16 protein-coding genes are annotated in these 22,006 nt (G+C 34.7%); 5 read left to right on the forward strand and 11 right to left on the reverse strand.

Translation table 11 applies throughout. The features are described 5' to 3' along the window. Window positions 1-34 precede the first annotated feature (34 nt). Window positions 35-1,882 carry an ABC transporter ATP-binding protein gene (locus OQ292_RS11375; protein ID WP_284682251.1) on the reverse strand — a complete coding sequence of 616 codons (1,848 nt, stop codon included), beginning with the start codon at window positions 1,880-1,882 and terminating at the stop codon, window positions 35-37. Between the two features lie 125 nt (window positions 1,883-2,007). Between OQ292_RS11375 and OQ292_RS11380 the strand changes: the two genes are divergently transcribed. Next, a complete protein-coding gene (locus OQ292_RS11380; protein ID WP_284682252.1) occupies window positions 2,008-2,913 on the forward strand; it encodes an alpha/beta fold hydrolase in 906 nt (301 codons plus the stop codon). A 38-nt stretch (window positions 2,914-2,951) separates the two neighbouring features. Here the strand turns inward: OQ292_RS11380 and OQ292_RS11385 are convergent, their stop codons facing one another. From OQ292_RS11385 to hpt, 7 genes are all read right to left on the reverse strand, one after another. Next, complete coding sequence (locus OQ292_RS11385) at window positions 2,952-3,407, reverse strand: Dabb family protein (RefSeq protein WP_348970580.1); 456 nt, start codon at window positions 3,405-3,407, stop codon at window positions 2,952-2,954. Window positions 3,408-3,442: 35 nt separating this feature from the next. Further along, window positions 3,443-5,128 (reverse strand): sulfatase family protein, encoded by a 1,686-nt coding sequence (locus OQ292_RS11390; protein ID WP_284682253.1) that lies wholly within the window; start codon window positions 5,126-5,128, stop codon window positions 3,443-3,445. Between the two features lie 110 nt (window positions 5,129-5,238). After that, window positions 5,239-5,811: a porin family protein gene (locus OQ292_RS11395; RefSeq protein ID WP_284682254.1), complete on the reverse strand. Its 573-nt coding sequence runs from the start codon at window positions 5,809-5,811 to the stop codon at window positions 5,239-5,241. A gap of 81 nt (window positions 5,812-5,892) precedes the next feature. Further along, window positions 5,893-6,657 carry a LytR/AlgR family response regulator transcription factor gene (locus OQ292_RS11400; RefSeq protein ID WP_284682255.1) on the reverse strand — a complete coding sequence of 255 codons (765 nt, stop codon included), beginning with the start codon at window positions 6,655-6,657 and terminating at the stop codon, window positions 5,893-5,895. A 72-nt stretch (window positions 6,658-6,729) separates the two neighbouring features. Then, a complete protein-coding gene (locus OQ292_RS11405) occupies window positions 6,730-7,848 on the reverse strand; it encodes a sensor histidine kinase (protein WP_284682256.1) in 1,119 nt (372 codons plus the stop codon). A gap of 296 nt (window positions 7,849-8,144) precedes the next feature. Continuing rightward, window positions 8,145-8,810, reverse strand: coding sequence for an AlbA family DNA-binding domain-containing protein (locus OQ292_RS11410; RefSeq protein WP_284682257.1), 666 nt, complete (start codon window positions 8,808-8,810; stop codon window positions 8,145-8,147). Between the two features lie 87 nt (window positions 8,811-8,897). Then, window positions 8,898-9,425 carry a hypoxanthine phosphoribosyltransferase gene (hpt, locus tag OQ292_RS11415; RefSeq protein ID WP_284682258.1) on the reverse strand — a complete coding sequence of 176 codons (528 nt, stop codon included), beginning with the start codon at window positions 9,423-9,425 and terminating at the stop codon, window positions 8,898-8,900. Between the two features lie 167 nt (window positions 9,426-9,592). Between hpt and OQ292_RS11420 the strand changes: the two genes are divergently transcribed. Together OQ292_RS11420 and OQ292_RS11425 are read left to right on the forward strand one after the other, a co-directional pair. Continuing rightward, window positions 9,593-10,012, forward strand: a complete 420-nt coding sequence (locus OQ292_RS11420) for an EVE domain-containing protein (protein WP_284682259.1) — start codon at window positions 9,593-9,595, stop codon at window positions 10,010-10,012. A 31-nt stretch (window positions 10,013-10,043) separates the two neighbouring features. Continuing rightward, window positions 10,044-11,087, forward strand: coding sequence for an endonuclease/exonuclease/phosphatase family protein (locus OQ292_RS11425; protein ID WP_284682260.1), 1,044 nt, complete (start codon window positions 10,044-10,046; stop codon window positions 11,085-11,087). A gap of 57 nt (window positions 11,088-11,144) precedes the next feature. On the opposite strand, the gene OQ292_RS11430 is transcribed toward OQ292_RS11425, so the two are convergent. Beyond that, a complete protein-coding gene (locus OQ292_RS11430) occupies window positions 11,145-12,005 on the reverse strand; it encodes an oxidoreductase (protein WP_284682261.1) in 861 nt (286 codons plus the stop codon). A gap of 130 nt (window positions 12,006-12,135) precedes the next feature. On the opposite strand from OQ292_RS11430, the gene OQ292_RS11435 reads away from it, so the two are divergent. Together OQ292_RS11435 and OQ292_RS11440 are read left to right on the forward strand one after the other, a co-directional pair. Further along, window positions 12,136-12,960, forward strand: a complete 825-nt coding sequence (locus OQ292_RS11435) for a transposase (protein ID WP_284682262.1) — start codon at window positions 12,136-12,138, stop codon at window positions 12,958-12,960. Window positions 12,961-13,193: 233 nt separating this feature from the next. After that, complete coding sequence (locus tag OQ292_RS11440; protein WP_284682263.1) at window positions 13,194-14,111, forward strand: universal stress protein; 918 nt, start codon at window positions 13,194-13,196, stop codon at window positions 14,109-14,111. A gap of 58 nt (window positions 14,112-14,169) precedes the next feature. On the opposite strand, the gene OQ292_RS11445 is transcribed toward OQ292_RS11440, so the two are convergent. Further along, a complete protein-coding gene (locus OQ292_RS11445) occupies window positions 14,170-15,282 on the reverse strand; it encodes a T9SS type A sorting domain-containing protein (protein ID WP_284682264.1) in 1,113 nt (370 codons plus the stop codon). A gap of 218 nt (window positions 15,283-15,500) precedes the next feature. Continuing rightward, window positions 15,501-21,689 carry a TIR domain-containing protein gene (locus OQ292_RS11450; RefSeq protein WP_284682265.1) on the reverse strand — a complete coding sequence of 2,063 codons (6,189 nt, stop codon included), beginning with the start codon at window positions 21,687-21,689 and terminating at the stop codon, window positions 15,501-15,503. Window positions 21,690-22,006 lie beyond the last annotated feature (317 nt).

The raw sequence follows: 22,006 nt of genomic DNA on the forward strand, positions 1-22,006 counted from the left end.
AATATAAGTTTATGATAAAAAGGGTATCAGTATTTTACTGATACCCTTTTGCTTGTAAAGTAAATAGTTCGGCATATTTGCCATCTTTTTCTAATAATTCTTGATGAGTACCCAGCTCTTTTAGTGTACCTTGTTCCAGAAATAAAATTCTATCTGCCATTCTCACAGTAGAAAATCTATGAGAAATTAGTACTGCAGATTTACCTTCAATCAGTTCAGAAAACCTTACAAAAACTTCATGTTCTGCTCGAGCATCTAATGCAGAAGTAGGCTCATCTAAAATAAATAGTTGCGCATCTCTCATATAAGCTCTTGCCAATGCAATTTTTTGCCATTCACCTCCAGAAAGTTCTACGCCTTTATTAAATCTTTTACCTAGCAGTTGATTGTAACTTTCTGGAAGTTTATTGATAACCGTATCAGCCAAACTTTTATGGGCAGAGTTTTTTATTCTTACTTCATTAGCACGTTGGTCAATTTGCCCGACAGCTATATTGTCTCTTACATCCATCTGAAAGCGCACATAATCTTGAAATATTACCCCAACTGCTTTTCTCAAATCTTGTAAATCATATTCTTTCAGATCAACGCCATCTAGTAGTATTCGCCCCTCAGTAGGATCATATAAGCGAGATAGTAATTTTACCAGCGTAGTTTTGCCAGCGCCATTTTCACCAACTAGCGCCAGCTTTTCACCAGCTTTAAAATGAAAGTTTAGATTCCTGAGAGACCATTTTTCGCTGTTGTTATACTTAAAGCCCACATTTTCAAAAGTGAATCCTTCTTTAATAGGAGAGGGTACTTTAAGCGCATTATTCTTATTTTGAATATGAGGCTGAATTTCAAAGAAACTGAACAAATCTTGTAAATAAAGTGCTTCCTGAGCGATGGAAGAGAATCGACCCATTATGCCTTGTAGCAAGCCTCGCATCCGATTAAAAGAACCAGATAAAAAAGTGAGATCACCAACAGAAATTAACTTTTCAATTGTCTGAAAGATGATATAAATATAAGCTCCATAGTAAGCGATTGTACTAATTAAAGAAAGTAAACTGCCCCAGAAAGCTCTTTTTATAGATAGTTTTCTGTTTGCATCATAATACTTATCAGACACTTCTTTAAATCTTGCTGAAAGAAAATCTGAAAGGTTAAAAGTTTTAATTTCTTTGGCAGTTTCGTCACTTGCCCCGATATATCTGAGATAATCTAGTTCTCTTCTTTGAGGTGTCCAGCTTTTACTTAGAGAAAATCCCTGTTGGTTAAAATAGTTCTCAGCTATAAATGAGGGAATAACAGCTACAATTAATAAAAGTATCAGCCAAGGGGCGTACACCGCCAAACCAATTCCTAAAAATATAAGCGTAATGATATCTTGAATCTGAGTAAGCACTTGCGACATTAAAAAAACTCTACTAGTTGTTTGTCGTCTTGCTCGTTCCAGTTTGTCGTAAAAGCTAGCATCTTCAAACTGATATAAATCCATTTTTGCAGCATGGTTTATCAGTTTTACTGAGATTTTATTTGCAAACAAATCTCCGAGTAAGCTATCTAGAAGAGTTACACCCCGAGATATAAAATCTGAAACGATTGCTAATAGAAACTCTAAGCCAACTAATAACCATATTTGATTGAGATTACCTTCAGAAGCGTTTTCACCAGCTAGTAAGATTACCTCATCAATAATTAGCTTACCAATATAAAGCTGTATTGGTGGTAATGATGATTTAATAATTCTGAGAAAAATGTTTCCCAGCGTCATAGCCGGGCTGGTTTCCCAAATCATTTTAAAAAACTCAGGAAGATTTTTAAATGCTAGTAATTGATCTTTTACAGATATTTTTTCAGCATTTCTCTTCCTGTACGAACCAAAAATTTTACTCATATAGTCATCTGTTCAATATTTTGCTTAAATTAAACATGTGTATCGGGTTATAAAAGATAATGAACCAAATGCCTGTTTGGTTTCAACATTCAAAACTTCATCTAAAACCTAAAAACTCAGTGTCAATGGAATTTACTGCCCCAGAATTATGGAAAGAAAAAGGAATGTATTTTAATTACATTTCTCATCAGATTTTTTATCGAGTATCAGAACCTGCCAAAACAGGAGGTAAACCACCGCTATTACTGCTGCATGGCTTCCCAACCTCATCGTGGGATTGGCATAAGCTATGGCCACTCTTAAGTGAAAAGTTTAGGTTAATTGCACCTGATATGATGGGTTTCGGCTTTTCTGATAAACCAAGAGAGTATCAATATTCTATTTTAGATCAGGCAGATATGATAGAATTGTTGCTCCAAAAAAGTAAAATTAACAAAGTGCATATTCTTGCTCATGACTATGGAGATACAGTTGCACAAGAGTTATTAGCCAGACATCAAGATAGGATACAATTTAGAGAAGATGGTGTATTGATTAACTCTGTTACTTTGCTAAATGGTGGTTTATTTCCAGAAGTACATCACGCTAAAGGCTTGCATAAAATACTTTCTGGACCTATGGGTAAGTATGTGGCTAAGTTTTTATCTGAGAAAAAATTTAAAGATAACATGCATGCCATGTTTGGTAATAATTATGATGTTTCGGAAAAAGAGCTAAATGCATTTTGGCAGATAGTTAATTTTAATCATGGGCATAGGGTGATTTATAAATTACTTCAGTATTTGAATGAGAAGAAAAGTTATAGAAGTAGATGGGTAGAAACTTTAAGAAAAACTGAGGTTCCAGTGCGATTTATAGATGGTTTACAAGATTCTATGTTTGGTAAAGAAATGGCAAAAAGATATCGCGAGTTAATTACCGATCCTGATATTGTAGAACTATCTGACTCCGGCCATTATCCACAAATAGAACAACCTGAAGAGGTATTGAAACACTTCTTAGTATTTCATGAGAATATGGAAACTGTATAGATAAAAAAAGGAGTTAGTTTTCACTAACTCCTTTTTCCTTATTTTTTTACCCAATAGTCAAAAACCAAAACTTTTTCGATATGAGGGCCAGCAACTCCCCCGAAAGCTTTATGGTCGGGATGTGGTAAGTAAACTTCGCGGCCTGCTTCATCTGCAAATGTTACAAAAAAGCAATGAGTGAAACCTTCAGACTTATTTTCTACACTTACATCAGTTCCCCATTCAAAATCTTTAATTACATCAATTTTTTCTTTTAAGCCTTTAAATGCTTCTTCAATTTCTTTTACTGCAGTTTCAGTAGTCCCTTCTTTAAACTTGAACAAGACTACATGTCTGAGCATCTTTTTCATAGGTTCATCATTATTTTCATTTGAAGTTACCGAGGCTTTTTCAATAGTATCAACACTTTCGCTCGTTTGTTTTCCATTTTCATTGCAAGCGGCCAAAAATAGTAAGCCAATTACTATTTTTAACAGAGAGTTTAGTTTTAGCATTTAAAATTCTGTTTTAGTAAATCAGAGATAATTTTTCAATTTTCATTTAAATCGACTTTTACCGGCTCACTTGGTGCATAACCGATTCGGTCTGTTATTAAATATATATCTTTATTTTCAGGAATAGATATGGCATTCGTATAAACTTGCCATTTATCTGTAGGTTCTGCTCCCGGCTCAACAAACTGATAACCTATAGACGCTTCTTCTGTAGTTACGGAGAGATTTAATTCATTATTAGCTATTTGGTATGCTGCCTGCGCTGTAACAGGTTGTGCCATATTTGGCCAGAAACTTTCAATTAACTCCTTTTCGGGAATAAATCCTTTATCATCTGTTTCTTTCATCCATCTTTCACATTCGGCTCTAAGTTCGGCAAGCTTATCTGCGTACTTCGGATCGTTTGCCAAGTTATGTAATTCGTAGGGATCATTATTGCAATCAAAAAGCTCTTCTTCATCTTTAGTTTGCCTAAACCACTGACTTTGTATTTCATTCAATTTACCTTCTTTATTTAGCCTCAATAATTCTTGCATAATAGGCATTTGCTCTCTGTAAGTAACCGGCAAATAATAAGGCTGATCTGGCTTAAAGTTTTTGAGATACTTAAATCTTTTATCCCTTACGGCTCTTATCATATCATACTTGCCATCGAATCTATCTGCTGCACCATGTACATACTTTCTAGGTTTGGCTGTGTATTTTCCTAAAAATGCTTGTCCTTGCAAATAATCTGGTGGTTTAATCCCTGCCAACGAAAAAGTAGTAGGAGCAAAATCTATAAAGCTAACAAGCCTGTCATCAAGCGTATTTGCTTGAGTTCCGTCTGGAAATCTGATAATGAGTGGCAATTGCATTCCTGAATCGTAAAGCAATCTTTTTTGTCGTGGTAGAGGTCCTCCGTGGTCTCCATACCAAAAGATGATGGTGTTATCTAATAATCCAGCGTCTTCTAACTCTTTTATTTTTTCACCGATTTGTACATCCATCTCAACTATGTTGGAGTACATTCTTCGAATATCTTTTACTGCTACTTCTGTATCTGGCAAATACGGTGGGATAGGCACTTCCAAATCTTCTGGTATGTATAAGCTATCTTCAGCTTTTACCCAGATGCGAGACTCATGGGTAACTTCAAAATTGAATATGGCAAAAAATGGTTGACCTTCTGCTCTATTTTTATAGTGAGCATTTCTTCCATTTTCATCCCAAGCAGTTTTTGTTGCATGGAACTGATAATCGTTTTTTGCATTATTAGTCGTATAGTAACCATGTTCCCGTAAAATCTCACTCATCATTTTTACTCCCGGTGGAGTTACCACATCGTATGGTATTATTCCTAGTTCATCAAAGTAAGAGTTACCAGTAGTTCGCATATGGTTGCCACCCATACTACTTGGGTACATACCGGTGGCAATAGCAAATCTGCTAGGAGCACAAACACCAGAAGGAGAGTATGTATTTGTAAAAGTGATTCCCTCTTCGGTAAGTCTGTTTAGGTTGGGAGTGTATTTATAAATGGTAGAGTCTCCGAAAGAAGCCAGATATGGACTCAAATCTTCGGTTACTAACCAGAGAATGTTGGGAGGTTTGTCAAAACTGACTTTAGGGTAATTACTCTGCTCTGCAATATTTTCTTCAGTAGTTGTTTTTTGAGTTGAACAGTTAGCGAGAAAGAGTAATAGAACAGATGGTAGGAGAAAGCTGAGGTATTTATTCATTTTCAATGTTTCAGTTAATGGTAGTTACTATAAATATAGCTATTTACTAAAAGATATAGTGGGGTAAGTTAAGACTTATACTGAAAACATTATCCTGTACTGTACCGAGTTTATTTAGGGAGTAGGTGGTATCGCACAGTAAAATTGAGTGTGCGGTTATAATAAGACTCGTTTTTACCAGAGTTTGCTAAAGAAGTAGTTAAACGGATATTGGCAGAAATTAACTCTGTAAAATGATATTCGACACCAATGTTGCCAGCAAAATCAATCTTGTTAAATGCTTCAGTTCGGTTTACAAATCCATAGCCAGAATCAAACTTGGCAGATAGTAAATAGTTAAAGCCCAAGCCAGCTTGAAAGTCGAGGTTATCATTAAAAATATAATTTACCATAAGCGGCATGTCTATATAATTGAGTTGCCAGTTAAAATAGGGCTCATTTTTTCTGGCCTTGCTTCCTTTCTGGCTAAACATCATCTCTGGCTGAATCAGAAATTTTTCACTGATAGGAAACGACACTCCTGCACCAACTTGAAAACCTGCTTTATCAAACCCGCCTAAATCATCTCCATCAATTTGTGCAGCACTGGCACCTAGAATAATTACTCCCTTAAATTCTTGTGCAAAAAGTTGTGATGAAATTGAAGTAAATAAAATGAAAGCTAGGATTTGAAATGATTTCATAAAGTATAATTGTCGTTCTACATTCAAAAGAAATTATAAAATCATGAATCCTGCCATTATTTCACAAAAAATAATGAAAAATTAGCTGTCGAGCAGGTTGTGCTCATTTAGTTTTTTGAGCGCTTCATTTTTATAATTTCTACCAATCGGAATTTCGAAACCAGCAACTTCGGCATGTGTAGCACAAAAAGCTTCAATTTTTTCCAGATTAATAATGAAAGAACGGTGGATACGCATAAATCGCTGCTCTGGAAGCTTTTCTTCCAAATAGCTTATTTTCTGATAGGCAACTACTTCTTTACCAGGAGTTTTTACTCTAATATAATCTTTCAAGCTTTCTATATATAGAATATCCTTAAGAAGCACTTTAACCATTTTTTTATCAGATTTTAAATAAATAAATGGTTCTTGGGGAATATCAGTTGCCGTTGAGTTTGAAGCATTATGCGTAATTAAACTATTGAGCTCAGACTTCGGTTTGGTTTCATCTGGTTTGTTATAGATTACCTTATTTACTGCCTTTAAAAAGCGATCAAACGAAATAGGTTTTAACAGGTAATCTACAGCATCTAACTCATAACCCTCAATGGCATATTCTCTATATGCAGTAGTAAAAATGACCTTAGGTGGATTTTTTACACTTTTCATAAAGTCGATGCCTGTAAGCTTAGGCATCTGTATATCTAAGAAAAGTAAATCTATTTTTTCAGTCTGTATTTTATTGTAAGCTTCAATGGCATTTTTACACCTGGCCACAAGTTCCAGTGTATCTAACCGCTCTATGTAATTTTCCAATACATCGAGGGCTAGTGGTTCATCATCCACTATTAAGCATCTTACTTTCATAATATAATTGTATTAGGGGAATTTCCTCTTTTCCTTTAAAATACAGACTTAAAGATAATTTTTCAATTATTCCTATATGACATTTCGTTCCAAGTTGTCTTGGAACATTAATTCGTCGTTGGTAGCCAGTTTTAGTTTAAGTACTACCAAGAAGGTATCTTTTTCGTCAAAGATTTTGAGGTCGTAATTGTCTGCGTAGATAAGGTCAAGTCTTCTCTTTACATTTTTAAGACCAATACCACTTCTGTAACTGCTAATTTTTAAGTGATCATCTTCAGGAGATTTGCTGTTTTCTACCTTAAATACCAGCTTATCTTCAGTTACATGTAGGTCAAAAGAAACCCAAACAGTTTCTAGTTCGCCACTTACGCCATGTTTAAAGCTGTTTTCGATAAAAGGCAATAACAACATTGGAGCGATCATTTTACCGCTTAAATCGCCAGATATGTTAAAAGAAACATCTAGTCTTTCTCCATATCTTATTTTTTCTAAATCTATGTAGTGGTTGATGTAGTTAATCTCTTTACTGAGCGATACCTGTTTTGCTACTGTATCGTAAAGCATATAGCTCATTAATTCAGAAAGTTTGAGAACTACTTCAGGGGCATTATCAGATTTTTTTAAAGTAAGTGAATAAAGGTTGTTTAGGGTATTGAAAAGAAAATGAGGATGTACCTGAGACTTAAGAAACTTAAGTTCAGCCTCTAGTTTTTCTTTTTCCAAAGATTTCGCTTCCTGCTGATCTTTATACCATTTTTTCAGAAGTTTAATTACAATTACCATAATGGCTAATGTATAAGTGTTGGCTAAGGTTTTCAGTATTCTGAAAGTTATGAAAAAGGGTGTTCCAACCCTTTCGGGTATGAACTGTGGATATAGTACGTATTGGTAGAAAAGTCTTATAGCAAGACCAGCAAAAATAATAGCGACAAAAGTATAAGTAAAGAACTCAGCATACTTTCGTTGAAAAAGGTACTTCTCAATTAAATTAAAAAGTACAAAATATACCAGCGGAAGTTTTATCAGTAATTCTGAAGATTCACAAATAAAAGCTCGAAGGTAGTGGTCGTCGTAACTACCCCAAGAAGTGCCATAAAAGCAAATGTAAGCGACCCAGAACGCTATGTGAACAAGCGGACGGTTTTGTGAAAACCTTAAAATTAAAGAGTCTTTTTTTAGTTGAAGGCTCATAATATAAACTGATAAACCGGGTATTCTAACAAAAATAACTGAAGATTGATATTGAAGAAGTAATAGAAATTAATTTAGACAAAATACAAAAAAACACTTATAAAATACCATTTACACGCTACCTGTGCCTTATTTATGTGTATATACTCTAAATAACAGTATAAAGTAGCTTTATGTCTAAAACCAATGGTGCTGTATTTAAATAAATATAATTTCGCTTATTGTTAATGCAACAGTTAGTCACATAACATGAACCATGGAATGGTACTTTAACATTTAAAGTACCATTTTTTTATTTAAGAATATAATCCATCCGCAACTTCTTTTACAGAATAAAAATCTTTTTGCTCTCCAGGATAGATCTCTAAAACATTCGCAATCGTTAGCTTCACCATTATTTCAGATGCAATCTCTTTGCTAATACCAGCATAACTGGCAAAGCCTTCAATGTCTATTTTGCCATTAGAAGAAGCGTATTGTATTAATTGTCGTTCGTGTTCTCCATAGACAAAATATGCTTCTGTATTTTTTGTGCGAGCTTTTAGTATCTGTCTTATTTCTCGGCTACTTTGTACGCTCCGATCTGCTACTCGCAGGTAGGCTCTGCCAATTTTTTTATAAAAGTTATAGATTAAAAAAACAGGTTTGTGTTGGCTTTCTTCTATATAAAAAGCAACTACATTTTTTCGGGCATTTAAACTTATATACTCAAAGGAATACTTAATTGCAGGTTTGCAATGCTTTTCAATGGCTTGTTCAATAACAAATGCTTCTCCTTCGGCATCTTTTAAGCCGGTAATCCCTCCATCATCGTTTACTCCGATTAATAATGTTCCACCGTTGGTGTTGGCAAAAGCTACTATTTCACGCATAATTTTTACAGGATCAGCAGCTTTTCTCTTAAACTCCAACATGCTTCCTTCACCCTTACTAACCAGTTTTCGGAGACCATCGAGTTTCATGGTTTATGTAATAATTGGTTGATAAAGAACTTTTGCAGGTAATAAACTACCTAAAGTAACAAGTGTTACAAGAAATAGATTTATTTTTTACTCGTCGAGTACATATAAACCTTTTAGGTTTCTGCCGAAACCATCGTAATCTAGGCCATAGCCAACAACAAATTTGTTGTCTATTTTAAGGCCAAGGTAATCAATTTCTATACTTCCCTTGTATACCTCTGGCTTAAGCAGCAATGCAGCAATTTTTACAGAAGCGGGTCCTTTCTTAGCTACATCTTCAGAAAGTTTTTTTATGGTATTGCCTGTATCTATAATGTCTTCTACGATAAGTACATTTTTATCTTTAATGCTTTCGTCAAACCCGATTAATTCGGCTACTTTACCTGTAGAGCTTGTGCCCTTGTAAGAGCTATATTTGGCAAAAGAAATTTCGAGAGGAAGGTCTACGTATCGACAAAGATCGGCAAGAAACATAAATGCACCATTTAAAATGCCTACTACTACAAGCTCTTGTCCTTGATAATCTTCGGTAATCTGCTTTCCTATTTCTTTGAGCCTGCTTTGTATTTTCTCTTCGTCCAGATAAACTTTAAAGTGTTTGTCTTTTACTTTCATGATATTTCCAGCTAATGCTTTTATGTTAGGAATTTCTAAAAAACAGCTCAACTCGTTTCAAGCATTGCACAAATCTATGGAATTTAGCTACAATATCTTGATGGATTAGCAGCAAAAACTTAATTTCGGCGATAAGAAAAACAAATCTTTATAAAAAACTCAATTTTATGAATTATTGGTTGGTGAAATCTGAGCCGGGTACATACTCATGGGATGACTTTACCGCACTCGGAAGAGATCACTGGGATGGCGTAAGAAACTATCAGGCGAGAAACAACATGAAGGCGATGAAGGTCTCAGATAAGGTGCTTTTTTACCACAGTGTTAAAGACAAAGAAGTAGTTGGAATAGCAGAGGTAGTAAAAGAACATTACCAAGACCCAACCACAGAAGATACCAGATGGGTAGTTGTAGACCTTGTACCTGTTGAAAAACTCCCGAAAACAGTTACCTTAGAGCAGGTTAAAGCAGACGAACGCTTAACAGACATTGCGTTGGTAAAGCAATCGCGCTTATCGGTAATGCCTCTAAAAAAAGAAGAGTTTGATATAATTCTGGGTTTGGCTTATGATGATGAAAGTAAATAAGTATTTTATTTAAGGCCTTAATTTTTGATTCTTGAAAGCAATCAGTCTCCTAAAGATTACTTATTGTCTTTTCGTATTAATAGCTTATTCATGCGTGCTCATTTCGCCAGGAGTATTTTGGCCGGCTGCCTTTTTAGCATTATTAGTTCCTTTTATTATCGTTTTTGAGTGCATCAGATTAGTGTTTTTTGCATTCAGAAAATCACGAAATATCATTTATCCTATCGTATTATTGGTATGTGGTTTTCCTTTTATTAAAGCTTCATTTTCTTTTTCTAGTGAAAATGAGGCTGGGGGAAACCCAATCTCTGTGCTTAGTTATAATGCTCGGGTTTTTAACTTGTACAATAACAATCTTGAAGAGTCTGTAAAACCGATTGATTGGGTTGCGAAACACAGCGCAGACGTAAAGTGTATACAAGAGTTTTACAATTTAGATAAACAGCCTGAGTTTGCCACAACAAAAAAAATTAGCCATAGTGGAGAACAGTATCACTTTTTTCAGCCAGTGGTAATTAATAGAATAGGTGGGGAGTTTGGTTTGGCAATATTTAGCAAATACCCAATAGTTTCTAGAGGAGTAATAGATTTACAAACCAACTCTACCAACAGTGCCATCTTTGCAGATATTGCTGTAGGCGGTGACACTATTCGCGTGATAAATGTGCATTTACAATCTTTGAGTTTGCACGAAGACGATCTTGCTTTACAAGAACAAAGGGTTACAGGTATACGATCTTTAATGGAAAAGCTAAAGGTTGGATTTTTAGCAAGAGAAAAGCAATTAAGAAAGATTGAGCGCTACTTAGAAGATTCCGAGTATCCTATAATTGTATGTGGAGATTTAAACGATACACCTTATAGTTATTCCTATTTTAAACTAAGGCAATACCTTAAAAATGCTTTTGAAGAGCAGGGGATGGGTTTTGGTTTTAGTTATAATGGCAGCCTTTCTTTTTTAAGAATCGACAATCAGTTTTATAGCGAAAGACTTTCAGTATTAAATTTTAAAACGCATTACGATATTGATTTTTCCGATCATTATCCTATAACAGCTTCATATTCTTTAAAATAAAAAAGAGCTACGTAGTATAGCTCTCTTTTATTAAATATGGATTACTAAATTATAGGATTAATTTTCCATTGCTTTTAATTCGTCTTCAGTAAAATCTGTTGGTAGCCCGATGTTTTCGTATTGATCGAACTCTTCCAAAATAGTACTGAATTTTATGCGTGCTCTTTTGTAAGAAGATGCTCCTAATGGCAAGTGTAATGGCGGATTTTCTATTTGAGTTACTTTGTACATAGCTCTTGCTGCTTTTTCTGGGTCACCTACTTGTTTTCCACTCACACCCGAAATCGATTGTACATTTTTCCAAGCAGACTCTTTGTAATCCACAATTTCTGAGTGAAATAAATTTGCAGACCTACCAGCCCAATCTGTACGGAAAGGCCCAGGCTCGATGTTGGTTACTTTTATGCCTAAGTGAGAGGTTTCTGCGGCAAGTGCCTCGCCAATACCCTCAAGTGCAAACTTAGACCCGTTGTAAATTCCTACTCCCGGAAAACCATTTAAACCTGCAATAGAAGTAATATTAAGTATATGGCCTTTTCTTTGTCTTCTCATGTAAGGCAATACTGCTTTTATCATTCTAACAGCGCCAAATACATTTACATTAAACTGGCTTTGCATGGCTTCTTCTGTTACTTCTTCTACACTACCTAAAACACCATAACCAGCATTGTTTACAAGTACATCAATTTTACCATGCATTTGCACAGCTTTATCAACTCCTTCTTTAATTTGTTCAGGTTTGGTAACATCTAATATAATTGCTGTAATTTTTCCCGGAGATAAGCTTTCAAACTCTTCGATTTGAGATTCTTTTCTGAGTGTGCCTACAACAAAATCACCTTTAGCAGTTGCTATTTTTGCTAATTCTCTTCCAAAACCTGTAGAGCATCCTGTAATCAGCCAAACTTTTTGAGTCATATCTTCTATTTTTTAGATTGATTATAATATTCAAACAATGAAGTGATTTAAACTTTTAGTCTGAAATTTATAAAAAATACGCATCAAATATGAGCTTAGTGGCTCTCTAACCTTCCACTAATTCATAAGTATGATACGTATTTTAAGCAAAGGTATGATAAACAAACATTTTATACCGTATTTAAGCCAAGCTAATCGAGGTTTTGTTAGCAAAGTCCCTTTGTGGGAGGTAGTAAATGCCATTCTGTACAAACTCAAAACAGGTGTGCAATGGCATCTTTTACCTTGTAAGTCATTGATTAGGAGCAATAAAGTAAAATACGGTGCTATCTATCATCATTTCAACAAGTGGTGCAAAGACGGCAGTTGGAAAAAGGCATGGATACACCTTTTGAGTCTTCATAAGTCCTTGTTAGACCTGAGTCTGGTGTTTATGGACGGTACGCATACACCCGCTAAGAGAGGTGGAGAGTATACAGCTTATCAAGGCAGGAAAAAGTCAAAGACTAGTAATACAATTTGGCTGACAGACCGCCAAGGAAACGTAGTCGGTTTTTTGCCTCCAGTTTCAGGTAACCACCATGACTTATTTGAGCTTGAAAAGCATCTTGAGCAACTTATCGAAATACTGAATCAGTGTGGCATCGCAGTAGATGGGCTGTTTCTAAATGCAGATGCTGGGTTCTATTCCAAACCCCTCAAGAAGCTATGCTTCGAGCATGGAATGATCATGAACGTACCTGCTAACAAGGGCAATAACAGACAGTTAGAAGACTGCCAGAATTATTTTGACGAATTGATGTATGAAGAACGTTATAAAATAGAAAGAACAAATGCTTGGATGGATAGCTATCGAACAATGCTCAATCGATTTGATACTACTTGGCTTAGTTGGAATGCTTGGCATTACATCTTTGCTATGATAAGGTGGATCAAAAATCTGTCAAAAGTTTAAACCAGTTCATTATGAGTACTTTTTTGTTTGGGGATTTCTCAAAATGTAATTGTAGCTAAGTTAATTAACATTGCACACCTATGTTTAGATGATTTAGATAAAAAAAGTAGCTAAAAAAAATACTGAGAATAGAAATAAAATGATAATTACAGTTTATAAAACTGGATTTTTGACTAATTTTAATTTGTCTATTCGATATTAAAACAAACAAGGTATTCTTAAAAATTACAACAATGGACCGCTTTAAAAGACTTCTTATTGGCATAGATTTTACCGATTTTGATGCTAATGTAATTCGATACACTGAGTTTATTAGCAACCTTTCTCAACCAGAAAAAATCTACTTTATACATGTACACAACAGCCTTGACATACCTGATGAAGTAAGGCAGGAATTAAGCATAGAAGATCCTTTGGATGAATATCTAAAAGATGAGATGAAACAAGTTGTGGCTGCAAATTTTGATTCACACCAAAACTTTGACATAGAATATATGGTGGTAGAAGGTGCGCCATTTCCTCAAATGTTGCATTGGGTAAAAGTAAAAGAAATAGATCTTACTATTTTAGGAAAGAAAAACTCAAAAGGGAGTGGTGTGTTTTTAACTCGATTTACGAGACGAACAGCCAGTTCGGTGCTCATTGTGCCAGAAAAAGCAGAAACAGTATTAGACAGTATTTTGGTGTGTAACGACTTTTCTGTGAACTCAGAGTTATCTACTCAAAAAGCACTTGAGTTTGCTCATTTATTACCAAACTCAACAATTTATAGCCAGCATATTTTTAATGTGCCAGTTGGGTTTCATAAATCGGGAAAGTCTTTTGACGAAGTTGCAGCCATTATGAAAAAGCATGCAATAGCCAGATATAGAGAGTTTGAGCAAAATATAGACAATCCGGATAATATTTATATTACTCCAATTTTCACATTAAATAAGAAAAGTGATCCGGCTACATTGGTGCAAAAAACGGCAGATAGTATGCAAGCTAAAATGGTGATTGTGGGTTCTAAAGGGAGAACATTTGCTGCCAGTATATTCTTAGGAAGTTTTGCAGAATGTTTAGTGAGAGAACAAGCAGAAGTGCCTTTGTTGGTAATTAAGAGAAAAAATGAAAACATGGATGTAATTGAGGCACTTAAAAATATATAAAGAGAGGCTATTTTCTGTCTCTTTTTGAGTTCAGTTTAGCCTCTCAGTCATATTCAGATTAATTATTTTTTTTAATAAACTTTCTGGTTATGGTATCATCAGGAGTTGTAATTTTATAAAAATACATTCCTGGTTGTAGGTCTTTTACATCAATTTCTAATGTGTATTTACCTGGTTCTTTTTGTCCGTTTTCTAGCTTTTTAATACTATCACCTTTTTCGTTAAACAGTTCAATTTGTACTTTACCTTTAGTATCTACTTTGTAAAACAATTTTGAACCGTCGAAAGCAGGGTTAGGAAAAGTCATCGCTTTGTCTTCTGGTCTGTCTTCACGTTCTGGAAAAATTGAATCTTCAGTATCCCAAAGTAAGAATATTACTTCAGTTTGTGGGTTTGTTGGGTCTAACTTTCCTAAGAAGTTAAAACCTCTATGACCTCTAGCGTCTCTTTGGTGTCTGCCACCTTCTGGACCTTTTCTATCAGGGCGGCCTTTAAATTCTTCTTCTGGTCCACCTTTGAACTCTCCTTCAGGACCTTTTTCAGGTTTACCTTCTGGACCACCTCTTTCTGGGCGTTCTTCTGAGTTTTTGTTTTCTGGACGTTTTTTATCCATTTGCCCTCTCTCCGGACGACCGTTTCTATCTGGTCTTTCTTCTTTCATTTTTTCCATTTGTGTTTTCATGATACCCTGAATTTCTTCGCGCCATTTTTTGCGATCGTCTTCAGTTTCGGTGAACATGTTATCATAAAAACTACTATGTGCATCTGCGATGTCCCACGCATCTTGAGTGATTTGTCTTATCTCGCGCATTACTTTGCGAACCTCGTTTTGCTCTTCGGCAGTGGGTTCTTCACCATTTCTGCGTTTTTCTCTCATTGCAAAGCCCAACTCTTTTTGGTTCTCTTTTAATGCTTTTAACTCAGTTCTAATAGATTCTACTTTTTTCTTTTCGCTAGCACTAAGTTCTGAGTCTAGCTTGTTCCTGTAAGAAACTAATACAGGTTTTACAGTGCTTTCAACATAGCTCCTAATTTCTTCTCTCGGAAAAAACTTTTCGAATCTGTCATTTTTTACTTTTACTAAAGTGGCTGCTGTTGAAGTCACAAGCATTAAGCCTAATAATCCAAAAGTTAGCCAGCCATTCTTCTTAAAAAAATTGATACGTTTCATATTGATTTGGTTTTATTGGTGTTTTCAAACAGATTGCCACAAAAGGCATAGGTCTAAGAAAGAGAAATGGTGGGAGCTGTGAAATTAATTTCAACCAAATGAAAGATAATTTCAATAAAAGGAGGCTTAAAAACAAAAAAGGCTTTCTTAAAACAGTCGATTTTTTGCAAAACCAATAGTTTTAAAGAAAGCCAACTGGCAATGTGCCGGGGGAAATCTTAATTACTTTTTTCTACATTCCATGTATCAGACTTATCTCCTGAGATAAGCTGAATTATATTATCTCCTACAGAAATTGCTGCATCAATCCTTTCGAATTCCAAACCGAACCAATTGTCAGTATTTAATTTTTTAGGGTAACCTGGGTCTGCTCTGTGTTTCTTTCTATCAAAACGGATATACTGATTTCCGCTAAAGAAATATGTCTTTCCATTATTTAATGAAACGGCTGCATCAATGGAGCTAAATGTTAACCCCGGCCAAGTAGTATTATCAATCTTTTTAGGATAACCCTGTACAGCTTTATCTTCGATTACATCATATAAGATAAATTGATCTCCACTAAAGAAGTATGAGTGATTGTTTTCGTACCAATAGCAGCTTGCATCTATTTTTGAGAAGTTGATACCCGGCCAGTATTGTGGTGTATTTTTAGGGTACCCGCTATCTGTTGTTGCAGAAGCTAAATCGAATCGAATGTAATTATCTCCTTTAAAGAAATAGGCTTTTTGGTTGTCTGGCCAGTAAATGGCTGCATCAACAGAGCTATAAGGTATTCCTTCCCATTTCTCACCTAAACTCACTGCATCTATTTCTGAGATGATTTTTTTAGCTTCGTATAGGGCAGAAGTATGTAAGTTATCTTTTGCGAGATTTGTAAATTCTTCTCTAAATTTATCTTTAAAAGTATATTGGTATTGGTTTATCCAATTAGAACTTTGTGCACTATTCTTTTGAAGTTCATTTAGTGGTTTTTCAACCTCCAATTGAGAAACATATAAATAGTCTATATTAAGAACTGATGTATCTTGTACAGTAAAACCGACTTTTTCACCAAACCATTTTTCTTGATCAAATGGCATGCTGTGTACCATAGACTCATTAACAAAGAAGTATAATTTATCAGCTATTTTCCTTACAGTTAATTTATTATAATCATTTCTTTTAACTGCTTTAGAATTGATCCAAGGTTTAAAAGTTTGCCATTCACCATCAAAAATACTTCTAATTACATAATAACCATCGCCAGAAACTCCGAATGTATTATACTCATCTACGTTGCTGCCAAAGTCAAGAGAGAAGCTATTATTTTGTACACCACGAGCTATTTTAAAGCTGGTTTCAATTTCAAAGTCTTTTTGCGTGTTTATAGATATTCCTCTGTAAAAAAGACCATTTCTATTAATTGTTCTTTCAATAATGTAATTTCCATTTTCAATAGAAGCTGCATTATTGCCTGTACCAGTCCACCAGTTTTGGCTATTATCATCAAAGTTATCTGTAAACAAAGGTTCTCTTACAATGTATTCATCGTCTTTTTGGCTCTCAATAATTTTGTAAGCTTCACTTTGTTCGCCATTAAAAAGTAGTGTTGTAGCAAGCCTCACATCTAGCCATTTTTTATCTGGATAGCGCTTGCAAAGGTTTTTCATAACACTTACAGCTTCTTTGTTATTTTTTAGCTTTAGAAGTACATAAGCATAACTGCTGTAGGCTTCAGCAATCTTATTATTGATGTATAGTTCGTCTGGGTTAGTAATGGCAATTTTTTCGAGAATATTAATTTCTTGTAGCTTTACATCAGCAGCTTTGGCAATTTGATATTGTGACGTGTAGCCAATCTCTAAATAATTAAGAATAGTACTAATAGAATGGAGTACTTCTATAGAAGGTGTTCCAAAGTCAACTACCTTATTGAAATATTCGAGCGATTCTTCAAAGGAAGAAATGCCTGCTTGGAAAGAACCTGAATAACTGCTACTATTTTCACCTAATAATTTATGGGATTCTGCTGCTTTTAAATAGACCTGTTGTAGTTGACTATTATCTAACTGCTTACTTTTATCTTCGATATTTTTAATAATACTAAAAGCACTATAAAGCATATCTTCTTTTTCTGAGTAGCTTTCTTTTTCTTTTGAAGCTTCAATATAAGTGTCACTCAGAGCGATGAGGTCTGCTGTATTATCTAAATTGATATAGTCTGTAATATCAATAATTCCTGCTTTTGCATATTCTGTAGCGTTAAAGTCTGCCAACTTGTTCTGTTCGATATAGTCTAATGGTTCAGAAATTTTATGACGTATATATACTTGGCCATCATCGGAGGCAGTGAGCATATATTTGCCATTTTTAGAGAACACAATAGAATTTACAATATCGTTATGGTCTTCGATACTTTTGAATAAGTTGCCTTCCAAACTCCATAATTTTACACTTCTATCGGTGCTACCTGTAGCAATAGAGCTTCCATCAGGAGAAAATGCACAAGTAATAACAAATGAAGAATGCCCTCTAAATACTTGTTGTAAATTTCCTTTTAAGTCGTAAAGTTGAGCGGTATTATTTTTACCTCCTAGTAAGATTTGTTTTCCGTTCGGTGAGAATGTTCCGAAGAAGATGTAATTATTATAATCGGAGAATGTATTGATAATATCACCATTCATTGTCCAAAGAATGGCTGTTTTATCTGCACTAGTTGTTAAGAACATATTATTCTTTGGAGAAATCTCAAGTGTAGTAATTGTCTCCATATGTGCAGCTGTAATTCTTTTTTTCAGCTTGCCTTTATTTGTCCATATAGATATGTCTTTTGAGGTATTTGCAGAAATAATAGTTTTTCCATCTGGTGCATAGCTTATGCTTTTAATCTCAGCTTTATCATTAAAGCTATTTAGAAATTTACCATCAGAAGACCAGAGCACAATTTGTTTGTCTTTTCCTGCAGTTACCAATGTATCTCCAGAAGGAGAGAATGCCACATCTTTTATATAATTAGTATGATGCGATAATTGTATTTCTTCTCCGGTTTGTATGTTTCTTAAAGTGGCAATATTATTTGTATTGGCATATAAAACCTTTGTACCATCAGGTGAAAACTCAAAGCTATTCATCACATATTTCTTAGAGATAAAATCATCTTCAACTCTACCTGTCATAGGCCAAAACTTTACAGTTTCATCATCACTACCAGAAATAACTTTGTTATTATCTCCAGAAAATACTGCGCTTCTTATTTTTTTAGTATGTCCCTTTAAGGTTTTAATCAGGCGTCCATTTAAATCCCAAATTTTAATGTCTGTATCATTTCCAGCAGTAAGAATCAATTTACCATTAGGAGCAAAATCAACGCTATATGTATAATCAGAATCATAGGTGTGAATTAAGGTTCCATCTAAATTCCATAACTTAGTTGTTCTATCCCAAGAGCCAGTTAAAACCTTTGTGCCATCTGGTGAAAATACAGCCTTATAAACTGTTTCTTCATGTTCAAATGATCTTATGAAATTTCCAGATATGCCCCATAGAGAAGCTTTAGAGCCATTTGTAATAAGTACAGATTGACCATCTGGAGAAAACTCAACACCCCAAGCAGTTCCATCAATAGTAAAGTAAAGAAGCTTTTTACCGGTATCATCCCACAAAAATGCAAGGCTATCATTGGTACCTGTTAAATAGTGTTTTCCGTCAGGTGATGCAGCTACTGACCAAACAGGATTATCATGTTCTAAAGTAAGGTCTATGTTGCCATTTAAATCCCAAATAAGAGCTTTTTTGTCCCAACTGCCTGTAATAACTTTGTTTTGTTGAGGGATAAAATCAATTGCTAATACAGTGTTGGAATGGCCAGTAAAAGTATATAAAAGCTTTCCGTTAGTATCCCATATTCTGGCTTTTGAGTCTCTAGCAGCGGTTAAAATATATTGACCATCAGGTGATGTATTTACTGAATATATTCTTTCGTGATGATCTTTTAGATTGTGGCTATAAAGATAATTCTCAGAAAAAATATTATAAATAAACTCCTTAAACTCATCTTTCTCTGCTCTTTTATTAATTAATTGTAAAGCAGAAGTTGCTAGAGTAGGGTCTGATTTTGCTATTCGGATTACCTTTGAAAAATTCTTCATATGAAGGGCCTCAACCTCTGCACGAATTCGACTTATTTCTGCTTCAAGCTCGTTTTGCTTAGCAATTTCGCCATTGCGCTTTGCAACAATTAAAGCATTTTCTAACTGCTTTTCTTTTGATTGAAGCTCTTCCAGTGTTTTGAGTGTTTCTTTTTGAGCATCTTCCGCTTTCTTTACAGCAACAGAAACCTGATCATAAGCGTCTTTAGCTTCTTTTTCTGCTTGAGTTGCTTTTTGTTCTTTTTCTGATGCAATTTTAGCATGCTCTTTAGCTTCAAAACTTTTTTGTACTGCATATAAACCACCAGCAATGGCAAAAAGTAAAGCGATTATAGATGCAGCCAAGAATATTTTAAGCCTCTGGTTAGTCCTTTTTTCCTTTAGTTGAGAAGCAAATATGGATTTTTTACTTTCACTTATAAATTCTTCTTGTAATGCTGTAGCCTCAGGTTTTTTGTCATTTTCTTTGGCTTCGTTTAGCCATATTTCTGCCAGTGTAAACTCATTACCTCTTAGTAGCCTTGATTTATCACGATCGTTTTCGTTCCACTCCATGGCGCGGCGCTGCCATTTAGTGTGAGCCTGTAAGTGTTCTCTGTCTGTATCTAGTGTTCTTATTAACTGGCTAAAGGCAGTGTGGAAATCAAGTTCTTTAAAGTTGATCCATTGCACCGATGCCAACTCTGGTGGCATTGTTTTAGGGTCAGTATCTCTGTAAAAAACAGTAACAAAGCGTTTGTTTAACTGGCTTGCGTAAGCAACCTCATTGGCACAATATTCAGACTGTATAGCTTCTGGAGAAATGATAAAAAGAAAGTTGTCAGAGGTTTCAATCCCTTTTTCAATTTCTTTTTGGAAGTCAGAGCCATCTGCAATACTTTCTTGATCGAACCAAGTAGTTTTACCATTTAATTGCAGTTGTTCATTTACTTTTCTGGCAAAATCTCCATCGGTACGAGAATAAGAAACAAAAACTTCAATGTTTTGCTGTCCAGTTTGGCTGGTACTGGCTTCTATAAATTCTTCTTGTAATACAACAGGTTTATGTGATGCTCTCTTTTTACCAATCTTTATCCACGCCTGTGCATTTTGCAGGTTATAACCTCTTAATAAGATACTTGGATTTTGTTCCTGTTTTTTCCATTTTAATGCCTGAGTAAGAAAGATTTTATGCTGTTGGTAGTAGCGACGGTCTTCGTGCAAGCGACCTACCAATTCATTTATCTTACTGGTAAAGTGTTCTGTATGTTCGTGAGTTGTAAAATCTATATATTGTAATGAAGCTAATGCTGCAGGTTGCTCATGGTTTATATCATGCTCAATAAGAATTGGAATTATTCTTTTGTTTAATTCCAGTGCATAGTTTAGCTCTTTGATACAGTATTCAGACTGTAAAGACTCATTACTGATGAAGAATATTAGACTATCGGCCTGTTCTATACCTTCGTTTATTGCAGTGGCAAAGTCTTGCCCAGAGCGTATATCTTTGTTATGTACCCAAGTAGTAATAATATGGTGAGATAGGGCATTTTTAATGCGATCTCTTATTTCACTATTTTCAGATGCATAGGAAATAAATACATCTGTCATTAGATTTTCGGCATTTTTCTTAGCCTCACTAATAAACTCACAATGTAAATCTGAAGGGGTAACTACTGTTTGCTCACTTTCTACTGCTTGCAGTATCCATTTTTCTGCATCCTGTCTTTCTTTACCAACTAGTAGAAGTTTATTCTCATATTGATTTCTTTGCCAGTTAAGTGCCTTTTTTAATAATTGGGTGTGTTGTTCAAGGTATGTTTTATCTGTATTAATGAGGTTTAGTAATCCCTGAAATACATTATCGTAATTATCAATAGCTTGCCACTCTTCCTGAGGTGATTGCATATCGGCAATTTCTCGCATATACAACCAGTTGATTTTACCAATTTCAGGATGGAGTTTGTCCAGCTCTTCTTCTACATGTAAAATAGGAATTATACGCTTTTTATACTTTATGGCAAGCTCAACTTCTTTACGGCAAAATACAGAGTTATTGGCATGCGGAGCGATTATATAAATAAAGTTATGGGCATTTTCAATTCCCTTATCAATCTGATCTTGAAAGTCCACACCTAGAGGAATATCATCCTGATCCAACCATACATTATATCCTAATTCAGAAAGTTGATTGTGAAGCCTGAGAGCAAAAGCTTTACTTTCTTTTCTGCCATATGATATAAATGCATCATGAAAACCTTTCTCTTCCAGCTTTATATTGGTAACCGAATGGTCCATAATATTTTACTTGTTTACAATCATTTAATATTAATCATGTGTAGAAAATGTAGAAATGTGTATTTAATTGTAAATAACTGCTCTGTAGGTGGCATAGAATTACATTAAGAGAAAGGAAACCCGAAAAAACATTGCTCAGACAAGCATTCTAATACTAATATTTGGTGCCGTTTTTATATTAATAATGTAATTCGATCTATAATCTTACCTATAATATAAAACTTATAAATAATGCATTTAACAGTGAAACATCGCCAGATACTAGTTTTTTAGTGAACTGTAGTTTAAAAAAAGTTATCTAAATTTCTAATATGAGC

Origin of the sequence: Chondrinema litorale (genome assembly GCF_026250525.1) — a bacterium.
GTDB lineage: Bacteria > Bacteroidota > Bacteroidia > Cytophagales > Flammeovirgaceae > Chondrinema > Chondrinema litorale.

What these genes read in the sequence shown, in the direction of transcription:
- OQ292_RS11375 (WP_284682251.1), bottom strand. Translation starts at nt 1,882, where the DNA reads ATGAGTAAAATTTTTGGTTCGTACAGGAAGAGAAATGCTGAAAAAATA.
- OQ292_RS11380 (WP_284682252.1), top strand. Translation starts at nt 2,008, where the DNA reads ATGGAATTTACTGCCCCAGAATTATGGAAAGAAAAAGGAATGTATTTT.
- OQ292_RS11385 (WP_348970580.1), bottom strand. Translation starts at nt 3,407, where the DNA reads ATGCTAAAACTAAACTCTCTGTTAAAAATAGTAATTGGCTTACTATTT.
- OQ292_RS11390 (WP_284682253.1), bottom strand. Translation starts at nt 5,128, where the DNA reads ATGAATAAATACCTCAGCTTTCTCCTACCATCTGTTCTATTACTCTTT.
- OQ292_RS11395 (WP_284682254.1), bottom strand. Translation starts at nt 5,811, where the DNA reads ATGAAATCATTTCAAATCCTAGCTTTCATTTTATTTACTTCAATTTCA.
- OQ292_RS11400 (WP_284682255.1), bottom strand. Translation starts at nt 6,657, where the DNA reads ATGAAAGTAAGATGCTTAATAGTGGATGATGAACCACTAGCCCTCGAT.
- OQ292_RS11405 (WP_284682256.1), bottom strand. Translation starts at nt 7,848, where the DNA reads ATGAGCCTTCAACTAAAAAAAGACTCTTTAATTTTAAGGTTTTCACAA.
- OQ292_RS11410 (WP_284682257.1), bottom strand. Translation starts at nt 8,810, where the DNA reads ATGAAACTCGATGGTCTCCGAAAACTGGTTAGTAAGGGTGAAGGAAGC.
- hpt (WP_284682258.1), bottom strand. Translation starts at nt 9,425, where the DNA reads ATGAAAGTAAAAGACAAACACTTTAAAGTTTATCTGGACGAAGAGAAA.
- OQ292_RS11420 (WP_284682259.1), top strand. Translation starts at nt 9,593, where the DNA reads ATGAATTATTGGTTGGTGAAATCTGAGCCGGGTACATACTCATGGGAT.
- OQ292_RS11430 (WP_284682261.1), bottom strand. Translation starts at nt 12,005, where the DNA reads ATGACTCAAAAAGTTTGGCTGATTACAGGATGCTCTACAGGTTTTGGA.
- OQ292_RS11435 (WP_284682262.1), top strand. Translation starts at nt 12,136, where the DNA reads ATGATACGTATTTTAAGCAAAGGTATGATAAACAAACATTTTATACCG.
- OQ292_RS11440 (WP_284682263.1), top strand. Translation starts at nt 13,194, where the DNA reads ATGGACCGCTTTAAAAGACTTCTTATTGGCATAGATTTTACCGATTTT.
- OQ292_RS11445 (WP_284682264.1), bottom strand. Translation starts at nt 15,282, where the DNA reads ATGAAACGTATCAATTTTTTTAAGAAGAATGGCTGGCTAACTTTTGGA.
- OQ292_RS11450 (WP_284682265.1), bottom strand. Translation starts at nt 21,689, where the DNA reads ATGGACCATTCGGTTACCAATATAAAGCTGGAAGAGAAAGGTTTTCAT.